Origin of the sequence: Pseudomonas reactans (assembly GCF_013387025.1) — a bacterium.
Classification (GTDB): Bacteria; Pseudomonadota; Gammaproteobacteria; order Pseudomonadales; family Pseudomonadaceae; genus Aquipseudomonas; species Aquipseudomonas reactans.
Genome location: NZ_JACAQP010000034.1, coordinates 1 through 20,358, shown reverse-complemented (window position 1 = coordinate 20,358; position 20,358 = coordinate 1). Strand labels below are relative to the sequence as shown.

Sequence of the window (20,358 nt, the reverse complement as noted above, 5' to 3'; positions counted from 1 at the left end):
CAACGGATATACCCCCCACCCCACCCCACCCCACCTGCTGCCCCCCAAACACCCACTGCTGCAAGACTGCTGCCACAGCAGCACCCCCCCGAAAAAACACACCCCAGCCCCCCCGAAACCATTACCCCCAACCCCCATGGCATGCCCGTTGCACACATCCCCACCATCAGGTCCAAGCACCCCGCACGACTCAAATCAGGAGCACCCATGAGCACTGAATTTTTCTGGCGCCTGCCACTGGGCACCGACGGCCCGCAACTCACCACCGACAAGCACAACCGCGGCAATCCCAATTATCGTCCCGGCCATATCGCCCCAGGCCGCCTGCCCAACGGCGAACCCGACGACTTCACCTACATCGACTACATCGCCCAAGTCGCCAAGGCCGCCGAACTCGCCGGCTTCGAAGGCGCCCTGTTGCCCACCGGCCCCGAGCCCTGGATCGCCGCCGCCGCACTGGCCCGTGAAACCCGGCGCATCAAGTTCCTAATCGCCTTCCAGGCCACCTGGACTCTGCCCGCCTACGCCGCCCAGCAGGCCGCGATCCTGCAGAACCTCAGTCGCGGCCGCCTGGAATGGAACATCATCACCGGCGGCAACCCCGCCAGCCAACGGGCCAACGGCGACTTCCTCGAACACGACCTGCGCTACAAGCGCACCGGCGAGTTCCTCGACATCATCCAGGGCCTCTGGGAAAACGAAAAATTTTCCTACGACGGCGATATCTACCAACTGGAAAACGGCGCCCTGCCGGCCGGCCTGCATAACGAGCGCAAGCCTGGGGTGTATTTCTCCGGGTTCTCCGACGCAGCCCTGGATGTGGCCGCCAAGCATGCCGACGTATACCTCAACTGGGCCGAGCCGATCGACAAGCTCAAGCCACATATCGACCGGGTGCGTGAGTTGGCCGACAAACAGGACCGTACCGTGCGTTTCGGTTTGCGAGTGGACCTGTTCGCCCGCGAGACCGAAGAGCTGGCCTGGAAAGACCTGCGCCGTCAGTTCGACAAGCTCGAAGGCAAGACCAGTGCGGTCGCCAAGGGTTTTACCAGCGGTTCGGATTCGGTGGGCGCCGCGCGGCAAACCGCCTACCACCAAAACGTCGATCGCTTTGAAGACCTGATCATCGGCCCCAACCTGTGGGCCGGTTTTGCCAAGGCCAAGCCGGGGCCGACCGTCGGCCTGGTGGGCAGCCACGAAAACATCGCCGAGCGCCTGGTGGAATACCGCGACGCCGGCTTCTCGACCTTTATCCTCGCCGGCAACCCACACCTAGAAGAAGCCCTGCGCATCGGCCAGGAAGTCTTGCCCCTGGTGCACCAACGCCCGGCAATCCAACCCTTGAAAGCCAGCGCCTGACTGCTGGGGAGACTCCTTGATGACACAACCTCTCGACACCCTCTGGTACACCCGTTGTCCCGTCCCCACCGGTCTGGACATTGCGGTGCAAAAAGGCTGGCTGCAAGACACGGTCGGTGCCCTCGGCACTGAGGTGCAGTCCTTGCGCGAATCGAATGACAAGGCAGTGCGCGAGTCGCACTTCGACCACACCCTGCAAAACTCTGTACGCCACGGCGGCAATATCCCGGCCATCTGGGCGCGTGCCCAAGGCCGCGAAACCCGCGTGATCGGTTTGTCCTGGGCGGATGAAGTGCAGCTGATCCTGACTCGCTCGGACAGCGGCATCAAGACCGTCAAGGACCTCAAGGGCCGCACCTTTGGCCTGCCGGACTGGGCCGGCGCGCAGATTGATTTCACCCGTGCCCAGGCCCTGCGCGGGCTGGAAAACGCGTTGTCGCTGGAAGGCCTCAAGGTCGGCGATGTGAAGCTCGTCAACTTCAGCTATGGCGGCACCTTCAGCGACAGTGCCGTGCAGAATGTGGCAGGTACGCCCGTGACGACTCAGGCCAGCCAGCGCAACCTGGAGCTGATCGGACTGCTGCGAGGCGAAGTCGATGCGATCTTCCTCAAGGGCGCCAGCGCCGCACAGCACGCCCATGATTTCGGCCTGCACACGGTGATCGACACCGGTTCCCATCCCGACCCACTGATCCGTAGCAACAACGGCACGCCGCGCACCCTGGCGGTGGACCTGAACCTGCTCGACCAGCATTTCGACGTGGCCACCGGCATTCTCGACTCGGTGCTGCGTGCCGAACAATGGGCTCACACTCATCCCGAAGACACCCGCCGTTACCTGGCCCGTGAAACCAACAGCAGCGAGTACTGGGTCACGGCCGCCTACGGCGACGACGCGCACCTGCGCCTGCGTACTGAACTGGATGAGCAAGCCATCGCCGTCCTGCAGGACTTCACCTGCTTCCTGCACCGCTGGCGCTTTATTGCGCAAAGCTTTGATGTGCGTGAATGGATCGATGCACGGCCATTGAATGCGTTGCTCAATGGCAACACCGCGCTGGCAGGCTGAGCCGCCAGGCTTCATGGAGTTGAACGAAGAATTTTATGAGCAAACCACTCGATACTCTCTGGTACACCCACAGCCCCGTCCCCACCGGGCTGGGCATTGCGGTGCAGTCCGGGCGACTGGCCGAAGCCTTCCTGCCCTACGGCACCAACATCCAATCGCTGCGTGAATCCACCGAGCGCGAAGTACGCGAAGCCCACTATGACCACCACCTGCAGAATTCGGTACGCCACGGCGGTAACATCCCGGCGATCTGGGCCTATGCCAGCGGCGTGCAAACCCGTGTGCTGGGGTTGTCGTGGAGTGATGAAGTGCAATTGATCCTGACCACCGCCGAGAGCGGCGTGAAGAGCGTTCGCGACCTGAAAAACCGGCGCTTCGGCCTGCCAAAATGGGCCAACGTGCAGATCGATTTCACCCGCGCCCAGGCCCTGCGCGGCCTGGAAAACGCGCTCAAGCTCGAAGGCCTGAACGTGTCGGACGTGGAATTGGTGGACTACCCTTACGGCGGCACCTACAGCGATAACCAGACCTCGTATGTCTACGGCCCAGAAGTCAGCCTGGGCGTCAGCCGCTTCAGCCGCCGCAACAACGAACTGATCGGCCTGCTGCGCGGCGATATCGACGCGATCTTCCTCAAGGGCGCCCACGCCGTACACCTGGCCAATGAGTTCGGGCTGCATGTAGTGGTCGACACGGGTTCCCATCCGGACCCGCTGATCCGCTCCAACAACGGCACGCCACGTACGCTCACGGTGGATACGCACTTGCTGACGGAGCATTTCGACGCCAGTGTGAAGATCGTCGACACGGTGCTGCGCACTGAGCAATGGGCCTGGGCCAACCCGGAGGAAACCCGGCGCTTTCTCGCCAAGGAACTCAATACCAGTGAGTACTGGGTCACGGCGGCGTATGGCGAGGATGCCCACCGGCGCTTGCGCACAACGCTCGACTCGCGCTCGATCGAGGCGTTGCAGGATTTCACCGATTTCCTGTTTCGCTGGAACTTCATTCCAAAGCGCTTTGATGTGCGCGACTGGATCGACTTCAGCGTGTTGGAAAAAGTCATCGGTTCCACCTCCCGCGTCGCCGTCTGATCCTGGCATCACACATCACCCTTGTAGGAGCCCGGCTTGCCGGCGATGGCGATCTCGACGACGCCATCGCTGCAAGCCGGGCGCCTACAATGTTGGCTAGGCAACACCTCCATTGCTGCTCCAGCAGCACCCTCCAAGCACTTTCTGCTGATTGTTCCACAGGCCTTTCCCAAGGCTCTCATTTGCCTGTAAAAATTCACCTTAAAATATTTTTTAATCGTTTATATTCAACAATTTACATACATGTATCCACCCTGAAATCCTGTTGGCACGATCTCTGCTCTACCCCCTTCAATGACACATTTTCCGGGGGAGACTGCCATGCATAAAATCAATCCAATCACCAAGGGCCTGTGGCTCGCTTTGCTGGTTGCCGGTGGCGCCCATGCCGCCGAAGACGACACCAGCAAAACCGAGCCATCACTCAAGACCGTCACCGTCACCGCACAACATCGCGAGCAAACCCTGCAAGAGGTTCCGGTGGCGGTGTCGGCGGTCCAGGGCACCAACATCGTCGCCGACGGCGTACGCAACATGGGCGACATCACCACCTTCATTCCCAACGCGTCGGCCAAAAACCCGGACGGTGACGGCCGCCCGCGCTGGTACATCCGTGGCCTGGGCACCGGTGATACCGGGGCGGCCACCGTGTACCCGGTGGGCATCTACGCCGATGATGTGTACCTGAACGCACCGATTGCCGGCGGCAGTCCGCTGTGGGACCTGGAGCGTATAGAAATCCTGCGCGGGCCGCAGGGCACGCTGTATGGCAAGAACACCACGGCCGGCGCGGTGAATATCATTTCCAAGAAGCCGACCTTCGACACCGACGGTTTCGGCACGATCGGCTTTGGCAGCAAGAACGAACGCATCCTCAGCGGCGCGTTGGGCGGTGCGCTGGTCGATGAAAAACTCGCCGCGCGGATCTCGCTGTACTCCGAAGAGCGCGACGGATTCCAGAAGAACCTGGTGGACGATCACACCTACGGCGACGTCAACAAAAAGGCCGTGCGCCTGCAATTCTTCGCCCAGCTCAACGACGACCTGGATGCGCTGTGGAAGATCCACAGCCGCGAATTCAAGGGCGACGGTGCCAACGGTGCGTTGACCCTGGGGCGTTATTACAACGTGGGCTACCAGCGCCCGCTGGGGCGCAATATCGCGCTGAACGTGAAGGACGATTCCAAGCTGGACCACGACGGCACGTCGCTGACGCTCAATTGGCACCTGGGCGACTACACGCTGACGTCGATCAGCGCCTATGACTACATTCGCGGCCAGTCCAGCAGCGATGGCGACTACACGCCCTATGAAGTCAACGGCGCCTCCACCGCCGACAACAAATACACCCAGTACTCCCAGGAAATCCGCCTGGCCTCGCCCCAACAGGAAACCCTGCGTTGGCTGGCGGGTGCGCACTATTTCCATGAGGAGCTGGACAGCACGGCCGGGCGCTTCATCCAGCCAGGCCCGACACCGAACGGCACCGGCTCGAACCAGATCAACGGCGCCACGGATTTGCGAGACCTGAGCTACGACCACAAGACCGACAGTTACGCGCTGTTTGGCAACCTGACCTACGACTTCACCGACAATTTCAGCGTCACCGGTGGCCTGCGCTGGACCCAGGAAAAGAAAGACATCGACCTCAGCCTCACCCAGCTCACCCGCGCCACTGCCAACGGCCCGCTGATTCCGCTGGCCGCCGCCGGCAGCAACGGCAATCGCCAGGAAAACAAGACCTGGGAAGCCTGGACCTACGACCTGACGCCGGAATACCGCATCAACGACAACGTGCGCGTGTTCTTCCGCTACGCCCACGGCTTCCGGTCCGGCGGGTTCAACACCGGCTTGTCCACTAGCCTCTCGCAACTGACCACGGTGGACCCGGAACAACTCGATGCCTATGAGTTCGGCGTCAAGTCGGAGTGGTTCAACCACCGCCTGACGGCTAACGCGAACATCTTCTATTACGACTACTCGGACATTCAGGTGAACCTGCTGACGGTCAACAACGGCGTGCTGACCACGGCGTTGACCAACGGCGCCAAGGGCAAGGTCAAAGGTGCTGAGCTGGAGCTGGAAGGTCAACCCACGGACTACCTGCACCTGCGCGCGGCCATCTCATTCCTCGACACCGAATACACCGACTTCAAGAACACCAACCCCACCACCGGTGCAGTTACCGGTGACTACAGCGGCAACAGCTTCGTGCGTTCGCCGCGCAACGTGGTGTCCCTGGGTGGCGACTACACCATCCCGTTGGAAATCGGCGGCAAGCTGGTTGCCGGTGCGGACGTTAGCTTTCGCGACAAGGAATACTTCCTTGCCGACCGCCAGAGCAGCGCCGACAAAGACCTCAGCCAGCCGCACTACACCTTGGCCAACAGTCGCCTGACCTGGTACAGCCCGGACGAAAAACTCAGCGTTACCGGTTTCGTCAATAACCTCACCGACCGCCGCTACCAAGTCCATGGCCGGCCGAACGGTGGCCTGGGCCAATACGTGATCACCTATGGCGACCCGCGCACCGTGGGCCTGAGCGTGACCAGCCGCTTCTAACCTCCAATTCCCACCATCACCCACTGTAGGCGTCCGGCTTGCCGGGCACCTACACGCTTGGTGGTTTTCTGAAAGGACCTAATTATGTTCCAACGCACTCCGTTGGCCGGCGCCATTGCGCTGGTCATGGGCAGCCTTGCCGTGCCTGTCTTTGCGGCAGACGACAGCCAGCCCACGGCAAAAAACGATCACCTGGACACCGTGGTGGTACTCGGCACCCGCCGCAGCGACTTGACCGCCCTGCAAAGCGCGGCGCCGGTAGATGTACTGTCTGGCGAGCAATTGCAACAGACCGGGGCCACCGACCTGTCCGGCGCCCTCACCGCCCTGTCGCCCTCGTTCAATTTCCCGCAGTCGCCTCAGGGGGCATTCTCCGGATCCATCGCCCAGGGCGCCTCACTGCGCGGGCTGGCCTCGGACCAAGTGCTGGTGCTGGTCAACGGCAAACGCCGTCACAGCAGCGCCAACATCACCCGCCAGAGCCTGGTAAATGGCCGTGGCGCGGCGGCAGTGGATTTGAGCCTGATCCCACTCAGTGCGATCCAGCGCGTGGAGATCCTGCGCGACGGCGCCGCCGCGCAATACGGCTCCGACGCCATCGCGGGGGTGATCAACATTGTGCTCAAGGAAAACGACGACGGCGGCAACCTCGGTTACCGTTTCGGCGGCTATGACAAGGGGGACGGCATCCAGCGCAAACTCAGTGGCTGGAAAGGTTTCGCCCTGCCCAACGACGGTTTCCTCACCCTCAGTTTCGATGCCGGCAGCCAGGACCCGGCCAGCGACACCAACCCCGACAACCGGATCTTTTACCCCGGCGACACCAGCGTGAACACGCCGCGCGAGCAGAACAACCGCTACCGCACCTGGCGCTGGGGCTCGGGCAATGTCTCGGACCAATACAACGTCGTGGCCAACAGCGAAATCGGCATTGGCGAGGGGCTGACGGCCTACGGGTTTGCCACCTACGCCCACAAGAATACCGACGCCGAAGGCTTTTTCGACCCGCCCACGACCCTGCGCAACAACTACGGCAGCAATGCATTGGCGCGCTACCCGGACGGTCGCTTGCCGATCACCCGCTATGGGCTTGAGGACTACGCCGTGACCGGCGGTTTGCGCTTCGAGAATGATCAACTGGGCAAATTCGACCTGGCGTTGAACCATGGCAACAACACCCTCAAGTCCAACGACCGCAACGCGATCAACCCCAGCTACGGCGCCAGCAGCCCGTCGAGTATCTACACCGGCAAGCGCGAAAACGACCAGACCAACCTGACCCTGGACTGGGTGCGCGACTTCCCCACCGACCTGTTGTTCAAGCCGCTGACGCTTTCCGCCGGGCTGGCCTGGCGCAAGGAGAACTATCAGTTGAGCGCGGGTGAAGCCGCCGGCTGGCAGAACGGACCGCTGTTCAACACGGTCGACCCGATCACCGGGCGACGCGTTCCCGGTTACTACTCGGGCATTACCCAAGTGGATGCGGCGTCCTTGGATCGCAAAGTGCTGGGTGCGTATATCGACGTCGAAGGCCAGATCACCGAGAAGTTCCAGGCCGGGGTGGCGGTCCGCACTGAGCATTACTCGGACTTTGGCGACACCACCAACGGCAAGCTCTCGCTGCGCTATGACTTCACCCCGCAAATCGCCGCGCGGGCCACCGCCAGCACGGGCTATCGCGCGCCGTCACTGGTGCAGAGCGGCATGTCGTCGTTCAGTGTGCAGGTGGTGGAACAGCCGCCGGGCAGTGGCAATTACGTCGAAGTGCAACAGCGCACGTTGCGCGCCAACAGCCCGGAAGCCCAGGCACTCGGCGGCAAGGCGCTCAAGCCGGAAGAGTCGACCAACTACTCCCTCGGCCTGGTCTGGCGCCCCCTTGAAAACGCCTCGGTGACGGTGGACGCCTATCGCATCAACATCGACAACCGCATCACCCTCTCCGACCAGTTGCCCGCCAGCGTGGTCACGCCGATCTTCGCCGGCACGCCCTACGCCAATATCCAGAGCGCGGCGTTCTACACCAACGTCGCCGACACCCGCACCGATGGGATCGAGCTGACCGGCAACTACCAATGGGACTTGCAACGCTGGGGCCGCTTGAACCTAAGCAGCGGGTTTGCCAAGAACAATACGACCATCACCGGCCTGCGCGATGTGGGCAACATCAAGGGCTCGCAGATCGTCGGGCGCAATACCCAGGGCCTGATTGAAGACGGCACTCCGGACTCCAAGCTGACCCTGAGCGCCAATTGGCTGTATGACAGCTGGGGCGTCACTGTGGCCCAGCGACGCTATGGCGAATGGAAAAGCCTCAACGCCACCAACCCCAGCCTGGACCAGACCTACAGCCCGCAATGGGTGACCGACCTGGACGTGTCGTACACCTTCTACAAAGGCGTGAAAGTCTCAGTGGGCGCGATCAACCTGTTCGACACCCACCCGGACAAGGCCGATGGCGCGCAACTGTATGGCGTGCCGAAGTACTCGATCACCAGCCCGGAGGGTGCTCAGGGCGCGTTCTACTACACCAGTGTGAGCTACGACTTCTGAGGGGATTGCTGAATGGGTGCTGCTGTAGCAGCACCCATTCACCATTTCTGCGATTCGCCCCTGTAGGAGCCCGGCTTGCCGGCGATGGCGTCCTCTGTTTATGCACCCGTCTCAAGGGCCTCATCGCCGGCAAGCCGGGCTCCTACGGTTTGTGGCACATGTCTTGCGATAGCTGCCAGGTACTTAGCCCAATTAAGACCTGCCATGCGCCTCCTTCGACTACTCTCCTGGCTTATCTCGCCCCTCGCCCTGCTCGCCACCTGGGCGCTGGTGGCCCATCTCGGCATCTTCCCGCGCAACCTGCTGGTGCCTCCGGCCCAGGTGTTGCAAACCTTTGAAGTGCTGCTCGCCAGTGGTGAACTACTCGAGCACCTGGGCAACAGCCTGTCGCGCCTCGGTCTCGGCTTTGGCATCGGCTCACTGTGCGGCCTGGCTTTCGGCGTGCTGATGGCCACGTCGAAGAACGTAGAAGTGTACTGCGGGCCGCTGTTCCACACCTTGCGCCAGATCCCCAGCATCGCCTTGATCCCGATGTTCGTGCTGCTGTTCGGTATCGATGAAACCTTCAAGATCATCATTGTCGCCAAGACCGCCTTTTTCCCCGTGGCCCTGGCGGCCGGGGAAGGCGTGCGTGGCATTCCGCGCAGCTACTTCGAAGTGGCCGACGTGTACCGCCTACGGTGGCCGACCTTTGTGCGCCTGGTCGCTCTGCCCGCGGCGGCGCCGCCGATCATCACCGGCTTTCGTATCAGCCTGACCCGCGCCTGGGTGGTGCTGGTAGCCACCGAACTGCTCGCGGCCGACAGCGGCCTCGGCCAGATGATCGAAATGGCCCGGCAGATGCTGCGTATCGATGTGGTGATGGTCGGCGTGGTGGTCACGGGGGTGATCGGTTTTGCCCTTGACTACGGCTTGCGACGTATCGAACAACACCTCTTCCGTTGGCAGACCCGCTAGGAGCCCATCCATGTTGCCTCTCTTGAAAAAATCCCGGGGTCTGTTGCTGCCGCTGCTGTTGGTGCTCGCCTGGGAATACGCCTCACGCCAGGACGCCGCAGGGGCCTATGCGTTTGTGCCGTTGTCGGCGATTGGCACCGCGTTGCTGGAAATGCTCGGCAACGGCGAACTGCTGGTCAACCTGCTCGCCAGCCTGGCGCGCACCAGCAGCGGCCTGGTGCTGGGCATTCTGTTCGGCGTGACGCTGGGGGTGTGGATGGCGCTGTCCAGCGTGGCCAACCGCCTGATCGGCCCGCTGTTCCATTCGATCCGCCAGGTGCCGATGCTCGGCTGGATCCCACTCATCGCCATGTGGTTCGGCAATGGCGAGTTCTCCAAGGTGCTGATCGTCAGCCTCGCCGCGTTTTATCCGATGGTGCTCAACACCTACCAGGGCTTCAGCCATGTGGAGCGGCGTTACCGCGAAGTCGGCCAGGTGCTGGTGCTGACGCCCGTGCAGCAATTCACCCAGGTGCTGCTGCCAGCGGCGTTGCCGAGCATCGCCACGGGTGTGCTGCATGCCCTGGCGTTTGCCTGGGTCACAGCGATCGGCAGCGAGTTGTTCCTGTCCTCAGGGGCAGGCCTGGGCAACTTGATGATGAACGCCGAAGCCGGCTCGCGCATGGAAGTGATCGTGCTGAGCGTGCTGTGCATCGGCTTGCTCGGCTACTTGATGACCCTGTTGTTCACCCGTTTGAGCCGCCACCTGCTGCGCTGGCGCAACCTCCGTTGAAAGGCCCTGCTATGAATGCAATCGCTCACCCCGCTCATGTGCACACCGGCGCCCTGCAAATCCGTGGCTTGAACAAGGCTTACCGGATCGAAGGCCGTGACCTGCCTGTTCTGCAAAATATCCAGCTGGATGTGCACCCTGGTGAATTCGTCAGCATTGTCGGCGCCAGCGGCTGTGGTAAATCCACCCTGCTACGGTTGATCGTCGGGCTGGAAGCCGAGTACGACGGTGACATCCTGCTGGACGGCCAACGCATTGCGGCTACCAGCCTGGAACGCGGCATCGTGTTCCAGGACCATCGTCTGTTCCCGTGGATGACAGTCAGCCAGAACATTGCCCTGGCCCTGAAAAACCACAAGCTGCCTCAGGCCGAGAAGGACCGCTTGGTGGCCGAACACATCGCACGGGTCAACCTTGCCGGCTTTGAAAATGCTTACCCCCACCAACTGTCCGGTGGCATGGCGCAACGCGCCGCCATTGCCCGGGCGCTGATCAACAAGCCCAAAGTGTTGCTGCTGGATGAGCCGCTGGGAGCCCTGGACGCCCTGACCCGCGTGCACCTGCAACGGGAACTGCAACGTATTTGGGTGCAACAGCGCTGCACGGTGATCATGGTCACCCACGACATCGAGGAGGCGCTGTACCTCGGTGACCGGGTGATTGTGATGGACGCCCACCCCGGGCGGATCAAGCATGAGATCCGGGTTGAGCTGCCCCACCCTCGGGACCGCGCCTCCCCGATACTGCAAGGCTACAAGGAACAATTGCTGGAGGAACTGGTGGGTCACTGAACCCAGGCAGACCTTTACAACTTGTCTTGATATGGATATTTTATCCAGACACGACAACGAGGTCCGCCCATGCCATCGCCCACTTACCAAGACGTCATCGCCGCCGCCCAACGTTTGGAAGGCTTCGCCCATCACACGCCGGTATTCACCTCACGCACCCTCGATGCGCTGACCGGCGCCCAAGTGTTCATCAAGTGTGAAAACCTGCAAAGGGCTGGCTCGTTCAAGTTTCGCGGTGCTTTCAACGCGTTGTCGCGCTTCGATGATCAGCAGCGCAAGGCCGGTGTGGTGGCGTTTTCCTCCGGCAACCACGCCCAGGGCATTGCCCTGGCAGCGCAGTTGTTAGGCATACCGGCGACCATCGTAATGCCCACCGATGCGCCTGCCGCCAAGGTTGCGGCCACCCGCGAATATGGCGCCCGCGTGGTGCTATATGACCGCTTCACCGAAGACCGCGAGCAGATCGGCCGTGATCTGGCGACTGAACACGGCCTGACCCTGATCCCACCCTATGACCACCCGCACATCCTTGCCGGACAAGGTACAGCCGCCAAGGAGTTGCTGGAATTCACCGGCCCGCTGGATGCATTGTTCGTTGGCCTTGGCGGCGGCGGAATGCTCTCGGGCACCGCACTGAGCACCCGCGCCCTGGCGCCCGACTGCCTGCTGTATGGCGTCGAGCCCGAAGCCGGCAATGACGGCCAACGCTCGTTTCGCAGCGGCAGCATCGTGCATATCGACACACCGGCTACCATTGCCGATGGTGCGCAGACTCAACACTTGGGCGACTACACCTTCCCGATCATCCGCGACCAGGTGAACGACATCCTCACCGTGACGGATGCCGAGCTGGTGGGGGCGATGAAGTTCTTCATGCAGCGCATGAAACTGGTAGTCGAGCCTACCGGCTGCCTGGGGTTGGCGGCATTGCTCAACGAAGGTGGGCGGTTCAAGGGTCAGCGCGTGGGCATTATCGTCACCGGTGGCAACGTCGATATCCAGAAGTACGCCGCGCTGCTGAGCGAGGCGTCATGAAGATCATCCAGACGCCCAACGCAGCCAAACCCGCTGGCCATTACTCGCAAGCCATCCGCCACGGCGACACGCTGTACATCTCCGGGCAATTGCCGGTCAGCCCGGATGGGCAGCACAACCTGTCGGCGTCGTTTGTCGAACAGGCGCAGATAACCCTGAACAATCTGCTGGAGATCTTGAAAGCGGCCGGCGCGGCGCCAGAGGATCTGGTCAAGGTCACGGTGTACGTGGCGGGCGTTAAACACTGGCCGGAGTTCGATAGCGTGTACGCCGCCGCGCTGGGCGACCACCGCCCTGCCCGCGCGGTGGTGCCGGTGCCCGAGTTGCACCACGGGTACCTCGTGGAGATTGAAGCCGTGGCGCGCTACTTGGCGTAGGTGTAGACCGCCGCGCGCGACACGCCCAAGTGGGAAGCCACGGTTTCCATGGCGCGGCGAATGTCCAGGCAACCCGAGTCTTTGAGTTCCTGCATCAACACACGCCGGTCCGCCGTCTTCAATGCACGCGGGGTGGTGGCCAGGCGGGCGGCAAACTGGTCGATACGCGCACGGATGACGTCGGCGCCGGAAGGGTCCAGGGACTCGATGAGCTTGTCGCCGCTGACCGAGCCGAACTGTTCCAGCATGCCTTGCAAGCCACGGAACAATGAGAGATCGACGTTCATGCACAAGGCCGCGACGTACTCGCCACCCGCGCCCTTGATGCCGATCGAGGTGCTTTTGACCTGGCGGCCGTCACTGAACTGGTTCTGGTAATTGGCGATGACTTGCGGGTAGTCCGGGTCGGCAATTCGCGCCAGGCCCAACTCGGTAGTCGGGTCTCCCGGCGCGCGTCCGGACAGGTTGTTATGGATGGCCAGGATCGAGTGCTGCGGGTCGCGCAAGTCGTGCAGCACCACTTCGCAAAACGGGCTGAAGGTCTTGCTCAAGCCTTCGGCAATCTGTTCGAGCTGGCTGATCAGGTGAGTATCGTTGGGAGAGGTGTTTTTCATGCAAGACAACATATCCAGTCCTGGACAGGGCGTCAATTTCAGCGCCGTCCCCTCTAGTGGAGTTGCAACTTTGGACACGCCAGCAGCACTGATCGATACCGAGAAAATGCAGCGCAATATCCAGCGCATGCAACAGCGCGCCAACAGCCTGGGCGTGCAGTTGCGCCCCCATGTCAAAACCCACAAGTGCGCTGAAGTGGTAGCGGCGCAGATCGCAGCGGGCGCGCGTGGCATCACGGTTTCGACCTTGAAGGAAGCCGAGTATTTTTCCGACTTGGGCATCGCCGACATCCTCTACGCCGTAGCCATGGCCCCACACAAATTGCCCCAGGCCCTGGCGCTGCGTCGTCGGGGTTGCGCCTTGACGCTGATCACCGACAGCCTGGCCGGCGCCCAGGCTATCGTTGATTTTGGCCGCGAGCATGGCGAACGCTTTGCGGTGATGATCGAGATCGACTGCGACGGCCATCGCTCTGGGGTCAAGCCACACGACCCGCTGCTGCTGGACATCGCACGCCTGCTTGGCGACCGCCTCACCGGCGTGTTGACCCACGCGGGTGAAAGCTACGGCCTGGACACGCCTGACGCGCTGCAAGCCATCGCGGAGCAGGAGCGTGCGCGGTGTGTCGAAGCGGCCGAACGCATCCGTGCGGCTGGGATGCGTTGCGCGCAGGTCAGCGTCGGTTCGACACCCACCGCGTTATCCGCCCTCAACCTGGACGGCGTGACCGAACTGCGCGCTGGGGTCTATGCCTTTTTCGACCTGGTGATGCACAACATCGGCGTATGCCGCCTAGATGAGCTGGCCTTGAGCGTGCTGACCACGGTCATCGGCCATCAGCCGGAAAAAGGCTGGGTCATCACGGACGCGGGCTGGATGGCGATGAGTCGGGATCGCGGCACGCAATCGCAGAAACAGGACTTTGGATACGGCCAGGTCTGCAACGAACGCGGTGAGCCGATTGCGGGGCTGCTGTTGAGCAGCGCCAATCAGGAGCATGGGGTGGGGCAGTTCCAGGGCGGTGATGTGGATATGGCTGCACGGTTCCCGTTGGGCACGCGTCTGCGCATTTTGCCCAATCACGCGTGCGCCACGGGAACCCAATTCGCCAGCTACCACGCCCTGCTGGACAATGGCGACAAACAGGTGTGGGAACGCTTACGCGGCTGGTAGCACTGGCCTGAACCTGTAGGAGTCCGGCTTGCCGGCGATGGCGCCCGCAAGGTTGGCGCTGGGCTCTAGGGCCTCATCGCCGGCAAGCCGGACTCCTACAGGGTTCAGCGGGCGTCTTGGAGGATCAAATCCGCGCCCTTCTCTGCCACCATCAGCACCGCCGCATGGGTATTGCCCGAGGTCACGTTGGGGAAGATCGACGCATCGACAATGCGCAGCCCTTCCAGCCCATGCACCTTCAAACGCTTGTCCACCACCGAGACCTGCGGGTCCGAGCCCATGGCGCAGGAACCGCACAGGTGGTAGATCGAGCCGCTGTTCTCGCGGAAGTATTGCAGCATTTGCTCATCGCTCTGCACCGCCGCGCCAGGTAGCACCTCGGCCACAGTGATGCCCTTGAGAGCCGGTGCCTGCATGATCTTGCGCATCAGCCGGCTGCCCTGGATCACCTCGTCGATGTCCTTCTGAGTGCTCAGGTAATTAGGGTCGATCAAGGCCGCATCCCGCGGGTCTTTCGAGGCGATGCGGATGGTGCCACGGCTGGTCGGCCGGCACGGGTTGAAGCACAGCAGGAAGCCGGAATACGGCTCGGGCTTGAGGCTGGCCTTATTGTTTTTCGGAATCTGGTACGACAGCGGGTTGAAGTACAGCTGCAGGTTCGGATCTTTCTGCTCGTCGTTGCCGCGAAAGAAGCCGCCGGCCTGGTTGACGCTCATCGCCAGCGCGCCCTTGCGGGTCAGCAGGTATTTCAAACCCAGCTTGAGCTGGCCGACCAGCGAACTGAGTTCGTCGTTCAGCGTCGGGATGTTGGCCTTGTAGTAGTAGCTGGCGCACAGATGGTCCTGCAGGTTTTCACCCACCGCCGGCAGGTGCTTGACCAGCGGGATATTGTGCTCGGCCAGCAGGTGCTGGTCGGCCACACCGGACAATTGCAGGATCTTCGGCGTATCCACCGCGCCGGCACACAGGATCACTTCCTTGCGCGCCGTGAAGGAGCGCGTTACGCCGTGTTGGGTGACGGCGATGCCCGTGGCGCGTTGCTGATCGTCGAACAGCACACGGTCTACCAACGCATGCAACTCCACCGTCAGATTGGAGCGGCCGAGCGCCGGGTGCAGGTGCGCAAAGCTGCTGGAGCAACGTTCACCATTGCGCGTATTGACGTCATACAAACCGGCGCCTTCGAAGTTCGGGCCGTTGAAATCATCGCTGTGGGCATAGCCCAATTGCTCGCAACCCTTGAGGAACACGTCGCAGATCGGGTGGGTCTGGCCCTTCATCGGCGTGATGCTGATGGGGCCGCTGCCGCCGTGGTACTCGGTGTCGCCCAGCGGGTGGTTTTCCAGCTTGCGGAAATACGGCAGCACGTCCGCAAAACCCCAGCCGTCGTTGCCGTTGGCGGCCCAGTCATTGAAGTCGTGGGCCTGGCCGCGCACGTAGATCATGGCGTTGATCGAGCCCGAGCCGCCCTGCACTTTGCCGCGCGGCGCGTAGATTTCACGCCCGGCCAGTTGCTTTTGCGGCTGGCTGTAGTACATCCAGTTGAAGGTCGGGTTGTAATACATTTTGGCGAAACCGACCGGGATCTTGAACCACCAGGAACTGTCCTTGCCGCCGGCTTCCAGCAACAACACGGTGTGTTCGCCCGAGGCGGACAACCGGTTGGCGAGGATGCAGCCTGCGGCGCCAGCGCCGGCGATGATGTAGTCATATGTCATTCACGGTTACCGCATAGTCGTTTTTTTAGCCCTTGGCGGGCGAAGTGTCTTTTACGTCAGCCGGGGTCGGCGCCATTTGCAGGTGCAGGCGCTCACCGGTATAGGGCGTGTGCTTGCGCACCACGTCCATGTTCAGTTCAACCCCCAGGCCCGGTTCGGTGGACGGGATGATGTAGCCGTCCTCCCATTGCAGTGGCTTGGTCAGCACTTCGGCATGGAAACCGCCCCAGGTCATGATGCTTTCCTGGATCAGGAAGTTCGGCGTGCACGTGGCCAACTGAAAGCTCGCCGCTGCGCCAATCGGCCCGTTGTACAAATGCGGGGCGATTTGCGCGTAGTAGGCTTCGGCCATGCTCGCGATTTTTTTCGCCTCCAGCAGCCCGCCACAGCGCGCCACGTTCATCTGCAGGATCGAAGCACCACCGGCCTGCAGCAGCTTGAAGAACTCATACTTGGTGGTCAGGCGCTCGCCGGTCGCAATCGGGATACTGGTCTTGGCCGCGACCTGGGCCATGGCGTCTTCCTGGCCCGGTGGCACCGGTTCTTCGAACCACAACGGGTCGTATTTCTCCAGGCGCTTGGCCAGGCGGATCGCCGACGACGGCACCATCTGCCCGTGGGTGCCGAACAGCAGGTCGCACTTGTCGCCCACCGCTTCGCGGATCTTGCGGCAGAAGGTTTCGCAGCGTTCCAGCACCTCAAGGGAGATCTGGTGGCCCGAATACGCGGTGTACGGGCCGGCCGGGTCGAATTTCACGGCGGTGAAGCCTTTGTTCATGTTCTCGATGGCGCATTCGGCCGCCAGGTCCGGGTCGTCGTAGTCGTATTCGCCCTGGCTATTGACCGGGTACAGGTAGGTGTAGGAACGCAGGCGCTCGTTGACCTTGCCGCCGAGCAGCTCATAGACCGGCTTGTTGGCGGCCTTGCCGATGATGTCCCAGCAGGCCATTTCCAGGCCACTGACCACGCCCATCATGGTCAGGTCAGGACGCTGGGTAAAACCGCTCGAATAGGCCTGGCGGAAGAAACGCTCGATATGATGCGGGTCGTGGTTGAGCAGGTAGCGCTCGAATACATCCTCGATGATCGGCAGCATGGCCTTGGGGCCGAAGGTGGCGGCGTAGATCTCGCCGACGCCTTCGATGCCGCAGTCGGTCTTGAGCTTGACGAACAGCCAGTACATGCCGCCGATGTGCGGCGGCGGGACAGCAACAATATGGGTTTCAAGGGCGACGATTTTCATCTCAGGCACCTGTCTGGTTGAATTTTTTACGGTTGATTCGGGCGCGCAAGGTCAAGGCCGCAAGGGTGCCGAGCACGCCGATAAAGGCGATGTAGCCGAAATACAGGTTGTAACCGGGCTTGCCTGGGTAGGTGTCGGTCAGGTAGCCGTTGATCAGCGGGATAAAGGTGTCCGGCAGGTAACCCACCACCGAGACAATGCCGATGGCCAGGCCGGTGATGCGCAGCGGAATGTCGCAGCTGTCGAGGATCGCCCAGTACAGGCCACGGATCGCGTAGGTCATCAAACCGATGAAGATCACCGTACCGATCAACAAGCCGAGGCTGTTGAACGCCGGGAACACGATCAGCCCGACCATCGCCAGGGTCACCAGCGCCAGTGCGACGATCAGCACCGAAATGTTGGAGAACTTGTCCCCCAGCCAGCCGCCGCCGATGCCACCGATGGGACGCATCCACAGCTTGATGGTGGTGATGGTGCCGGCCATCAAGGCGGTCATGCCGCTGCCTTGCAGGTAGTCGGAGAAGCTGTAGGTGGCCCAGAACATGTGGTAACCGCAGAACACGATGGCGGTCACCAGCCACAGCTCGGGAATTTTTACCAGGGTGGTCAGGTCGGCGATCAGGTTGAACTTGCCCTTCTCCACCGCCGCAGTCTCGGCCATGGACTTGGGGTCCTTGAGCAGCACCAGCACACAGCCGATGGCGATGCACACGAAGGAATACAGGTAGACCACGTGCTTGAAGCCCTCGGCCGCCGTCTCGCTGCGGGTTTCGGTGGCATAGGCGAACAGGCCCAGGGCCACGGTGGCCAACAGCGCCTCGACCAGCCCGCGACCGCCATCGAGGATGCCGAAAAAACGGCCCTGCTCGGTGTGGTGCGCGATCATCTTCACGCGCTTGAGCACCGAGGCCCAGAACGTCAGGCCGGTGGTCAGGCCCCAGCAACCGAAGATAATCATCAGGCCGGTCATCGACGGCACCGTCGAATACCACAGGCCCAACCCACCGGTGGCAACCAGCGAGAAGAAGATCAGGAAGCGTGGCGGCAAGCGGTCGGCCAACCAGCCGCTGGGCAAGTAACTGAGCAGGAAGATCGTGCCGAGCATGGAATACAGATAGCCCAGCTCGCTGTGGTTGATGTGGAACACTTCCAGCATGGTGGTCTGGTAGACCTGGCGCAGGTAGAGGATCGGGTAGATCGCCCCGGCGGCCAGTACCAGCAACATCAATTGGAAATAGCGACTGGCAGTGTCATTTGCCGCAGGCACGGCAACGGGAACCTGGGCAACGGGTGCAGGCTTGGACATCATTCGGACCTCAGGCACCCGATGCACGGGTGCCCCGATAATTGTTTTTATTAAGGGTGTCGCGGGTATTCGTGGATCAGTACTTCATGACCACCAAGCGGGTCTGGGTAAATTCAAGCATCCCGTGCTTACCGTCATCACCACCCAGCCCTGAACGTTTCCAGCCGGCGTGGAAGCCCTGGTACGGGTCCGCCGGGGTGCGATTGACGTACAACTCGCCGGCTTCGATGGCATTCGCCACTTTCATCGCCGTGCGGTAGTTCTCGGTGTAGAGCACCGACGACAGGCCGAACTGGTGGTCGTTGGCCATGGCCAGTGCTTCGTCGATGTCGCGGTACTTGAGTACCGGCAACACCGGGCCGAAGATTTCTTCCTGGATGATTTCCATGTCCTGGCGGCAACCGCTGAGCAGGGTCGGCGGGTAGAAATGCCCAGGACCTTCGGGCAGCACGCCGCCCACTTCCAGTACAGCACCGGCAGCGACGGCGCGCTCGACCATGGCGTGGATATTCTTTTGCGAGCTGGCGTTGACCAATGGCCCCATCAGGTTGGCGTCTTTGGCCCGGTCACCGAAATTCACCGCGCCGATCTTTGTTTTCAGCAGCGCGAGGAACTGATCGTAGACACGCTCATGGACGTAAACACGTTCCACCGCCGTGCACAGTTGGCCGCAATGGGTGGTCTTGGACGCAACGATGGCGCTGGCGGCCTGTTCCAGATTGGCGTCGGCCTCGATGATCGCCGGGGTCTTGCCGCCCAACTCAAGCGACGGCTTGGCGATATTGGCCTTGCAGTAATCCAGCACGATGCGCCCGGCATTCACGCTGCCGGTGAGGGTAATCAGCCCGATGGCCTTGTGGGTGCAGACGCTGGCGGCAGTGGCGTGGTCCATGGTCAGGACATTGATGACGCCCGCGGGTATCCCGGCCTTGACCACGGCCTTGGCGATTTCAAACGCCGACAGCGGCGTGTTGTTGCTCGGCCGCACCACCACCGTATTGCCCGCGATCAGCGCCGGGGCGATCTTGCGCAACAGGGTGTAGACCGGGTAGTTGAACGGGATCAGGCAGGCTACGACGCCAATCGGCTCGCGTTGCAGGAACAGGTTTTCGTCCGGGGTATCGCTGGGGATGATCTCGCCCTCGATCCGGCGAGCCCATTCGGCGTGGTAGCGGGTGATCTGCGCGGCGTAGCGGGCTTCATTGCTGGCGTCGCTCAGGCTTTTGCCGGATTCGTTGGCCAGCGCCGTGCCGATCGCTTCGGCTTGGGCGTCCAGAGCGTCGGCAAAGGCCCGCAGGTGTTCTGCGCGCTCGATACTGGTGAGTTTGCCCCAGGCCTTTTGGGCGATGGCAGCGGCGTCGACGGCGGCGATGGCTTCGTCTGCCGTAGCGGCGCTGACGTGGCCGACGAGAGTTTCGGTGGCAGGGTTGTAGACGGCGATCAGGGCGTCGCTGGCGGGATCGACGAATTGGCCGTTGTAGAAATTGCGCTCGAGTTGCATGTGGTTTGCCCAACGTTGTTGTTTTGCGAGTGACATGCAGTTTTGTATTTGCTTGGGGGGTGTGCAAACGACTTATTGGGTGGGGTAACTTGAGTTAAATGCAGGTTAGGGGTGTTTGGGAGGGTGTGCATATCCGTTGCTGCGGTAACGGCTGAAATTGGTTCCGCCCTTACGGCGGCTCACTTTTGATAGAGCCCAAAAGTAAGCAAAAGGCTCTTGCCCCAACACTCGGC

The 20,358-nt window shown here is 61.9% G+C and carries 16 protein-coding genes; 11 read left to right on the top strand and 5 right to left on the bottom strand.

The genetic code is table 11. The features are described 5' to 3' along the window. Positions 1-207 precede the first annotated feature (207 nt). The 10 genes from HX793_RS25220 to HX793_RS25175 all read left to right on the top strand — a co-directional run bounded on the left by HX793_RS25220 (position 208) and on the right by HX793_RS25175 (position 12,566). The gene (locus HX793_RS25220) at positions 208-1,359 is read left to right on the top strand and encodes an LLM class flavin-dependent oxidoreductase (RefSeq protein WP_177094784.1); all 1,152 of its coding nucleotides are present in this window, start codon (positions 208-210) and stop codon (positions 1,357-1,359) included. Between the two features lie 19 nt (positions 1,360-1,378). Continuing rightward, entirely contained in the window at positions 1,379-2,428 is a 1,050-nt protein-coding gene (locus HX793_RS25215; protein ID WP_177094782.1) for an ABC transporter substrate-binding protein, read from the top strand. Between the two features lie 35 nt (positions 2,429-2,463). After that, a complete protein-coding gene (locus tag HX793_RS25210; RefSeq protein ID WP_028615986.1) occupies positions 2,464-3,522 on the top strand; it encodes an ABC transporter substrate-binding protein in 1,059 nt (352 codons plus the stop codon). A gap of 321 nt (positions 3,523-3,843) precedes the next feature. Further along, on the top strand, positions 3,844-6,084 hold the full coding sequence (locus HX793_RS25205; RefSeq protein ID WP_177094780.1) for a TonB-dependent receptor: 2,241 nt from the start codon (positions 3,844-3,846) through the stop codon (positions 6,082-6,084). Positions 6,085-6,168: 84 nt separating this feature from the next. Further along, positions 6,169-8,634: a TonB-dependent receptor plug domain-containing protein gene (locus HX793_RS25200; protein WP_177094778.1), complete on the top strand. Its 2,466-nt coding sequence runs from the start codon at positions 6,169-6,171 to the stop codon at positions 8,632-8,634. Between the two features lie 204 nt (positions 8,635-8,838). After that, the gene (locus HX793_RS25195) at positions 8,839-9,591 is read left to right on the top strand and encodes an ABC transporter permease (RefSeq protein WP_177053943.1); all 753 of its coding nucleotides are present in this window, start codon (positions 8,839-8,841) and stop codon (positions 9,589-9,591) included. A 10-nt stretch (positions 9,592-9,601) separates the two neighbouring features. After that, the gene (locus HX793_RS25190) at positions 9,602-10,363 is read left to right on the top strand and encodes an ABC transporter permease (protein ID WP_177053944.1); all 762 of its coding nucleotides are present in this window, start codon (positions 9,602-9,604) and stop codon (positions 10,361-10,363) included. Between the two features lie 11 nt (positions 10,364-10,374). After that, positions 10,375-11,154, top strand: a complete 780-nt coding sequence (locus HX793_RS25185) for an ABC transporter ATP-binding protein (protein ID WP_177061926.1) — start codon at positions 10,375-10,377, stop codon at positions 11,152-11,154. 69 nt (positions 11,155-11,223) lie between these two features. Then, positions 11,224-12,189: a threo-3-hydroxy-L-aspartate ammonia-lyase gene (locus HX793_RS25180; protein ID WP_177061928.1), complete on the top strand. Its 966-nt coding sequence runs from the start codon at positions 11,224-11,226 to the stop codon at positions 12,187-12,189. Then, positions 12,186-12,566, top strand: coding sequence for a RidA family protein (locus tag HX793_RS25175; RefSeq protein WP_177061930.1), 381 nt, complete (start codon positions 12,186-12,188; stop codon positions 12,564-12,566). Before HX793_RS25180 ends, HX793_RS25175 begins: the two co-directional genes overlap by 4 nt. On the opposite strand, the gene HX793_RS25170 is transcribed toward HX793_RS25175, so the two are convergent. Next, positions 12,554-13,180 (bottom strand): helix-turn-helix transcriptional regulator, encoded by a 627-nt coding sequence (locus tag HX793_RS25170; RefSeq protein ID WP_038849006.1) that lies wholly within the window; start codon positions 13,178-13,180, stop codon positions 12,554-12,556. The two genes, HX793_RS25175 and HX793_RS25170, sit on opposite strands and share 13 nt — an antisense overlap. A gap of 70 nt (positions 13,181-13,250) precedes the next feature. Between HX793_RS25170 and HX793_RS25165 the strand changes: the two genes are divergently transcribed. After that, entirely contained in the window at positions 13,251-14,354 is a 1,104-nt protein-coding gene (locus tag HX793_RS25165; RefSeq protein WP_177094776.1) for a DSD1 family PLP-dependent enzyme, read from the top strand. 104 nt (positions 14,355-14,458) lie between these two features. Here the strand turns inward: HX793_RS25165 and HX793_RS25160 are convergent, their stop codons facing one another. From HX793_RS25160 to aldA, 4 genes are all read right to left on the bottom strand, one after another. Continuing rightward, positions 14,459-16,072 (bottom strand): GMC family oxidoreductase, encoded by a 1,614-nt coding sequence (locus tag HX793_RS25160; RefSeq protein WP_177094774.1) that lies wholly within the window; start codon positions 16,070-16,072, stop codon positions 14,459-14,461. Positions 16,073-16,097: 25 nt separating this feature from the next. Beyond that, positions 16,098-17,315 (bottom strand): mandelate racemase/muconate lactonizing enzyme family protein, encoded by a 1,218-nt coding sequence (locus HX793_RS25155; RefSeq protein WP_061436746.1) that lies wholly within the window; start codon positions 17,313-17,315, stop codon positions 16,098-16,100. A gap of 1 nt (position 17,316) precedes the next feature. Further along, entirely contained in the window at positions 17,317-18,624 is a 1,308-nt protein-coding gene (locus tag HX793_RS25150) for an MFS transporter (protein ID WP_177094772.1), read from the bottom strand. Between the two features lie 76 nt (positions 18,625-18,700). After that, a complete protein-coding gene (gene aldA / locus HX793_RS25145) occupies positions 18,701-20,125 on the bottom strand; it encodes an aldehyde dehydrogenase (protein ID WP_177094770.1) in 1,425 nt (474 codons plus the stop codon). Between the last annotated feature and the right edge of the window lie 233 nt (positions 20,126-20,358).

Coding starts and splice junctions, on each gene's coding strand:
- HX793_RS25220 (WP_177094784.1), top strand. CDS start 208: ATGAGCACTGAATTTTTCTGGCGCCTGCCACTGGGCACCGACGGCCCG.
- HX793_RS25215 (WP_177094782.1), top strand. CDS start 1,379: ATGACACAACCTCTCGACACCCTCTGGTACACCCGTTGTCCCGTCCCC.
- HX793_RS25210 (WP_028615986.1), top strand. CDS start 2,464: ATGAGCAAACCACTCGATACTCTCTGGTACACCCACAGCCCCGTCCCC.
- HX793_RS25205 (WP_177094780.1), top strand. CDS start 3,844: ATGCATAAAATCAATCCAATCACCAAGGGCCTGTGGCTCGCTTTGCTG.
- HX793_RS25200 (WP_177094778.1), top strand. CDS start 6,169: ATGTTCCAACGCACTCCGTTGGCCGGCGCCATTGCGCTGGTCATGGGC.
- HX793_RS25195 (WP_177053943.1), top strand. CDS start 8,839: ATGCGCCTCCTTCGACTACTCTCCTGGCTTATCTCGCCCCTCGCCCTG.
- HX793_RS25190 (WP_177053944.1), top strand. CDS start 9,602: ATGTTGCCTCTCTTGAAAAAATCCCGGGGTCTGTTGCTGCCGCTGCTG.
- HX793_RS25185 (WP_177061926.1), top strand. CDS start 10,375: ATGAATGCAATCGCTCACCCCGCTCATGTGCACACCGGCGCCCTGCAA.
- HX793_RS25180 (WP_177061928.1), top strand. CDS start 11,224: ATGCCATCGCCCACTTACCAAGACGTCATCGCCGCCGCCCAACGTTTG.
- HX793_RS25175 (WP_177061930.1), top strand. CDS start 12,186: ATGAAGATCATCCAGACGCCCAACGCAGCCAAACCCGCTGGCCATTAC.
- HX793_RS25170 (WP_038849006.1), bottom strand. CDS start 13,180: ATGAAAAACACCTCTCCCAACGATACTCACCTGATCAGCCAGCTCGAA.
- HX793_RS25160 (WP_177094774.1), bottom strand. CDS start 16,072: ATGACATATGACTACATCATCGCCGGCGCTGGCGCCGCAGGCTGCATC.
- HX793_RS25155 (WP_061436746.1), bottom strand. CDS start 17,315: ATGAAAATCGTCGCCCTTGAAACCCATATTGTTGCTGTCCCGCCGCCG.
- HX793_RS25150 (WP_177094772.1), bottom strand. CDS start 18,624: ATGTCCAAGCCTGCACCCGTTGCCCAGGTTCCCGTTGCCGTGCCTGCG.
- aldA (WP_177094770.1), bottom strand. CDS start 20,125: ATGCAACTCGAGCGCAATTTCTACAACGGCCAATTCGTCGATCCCGCC.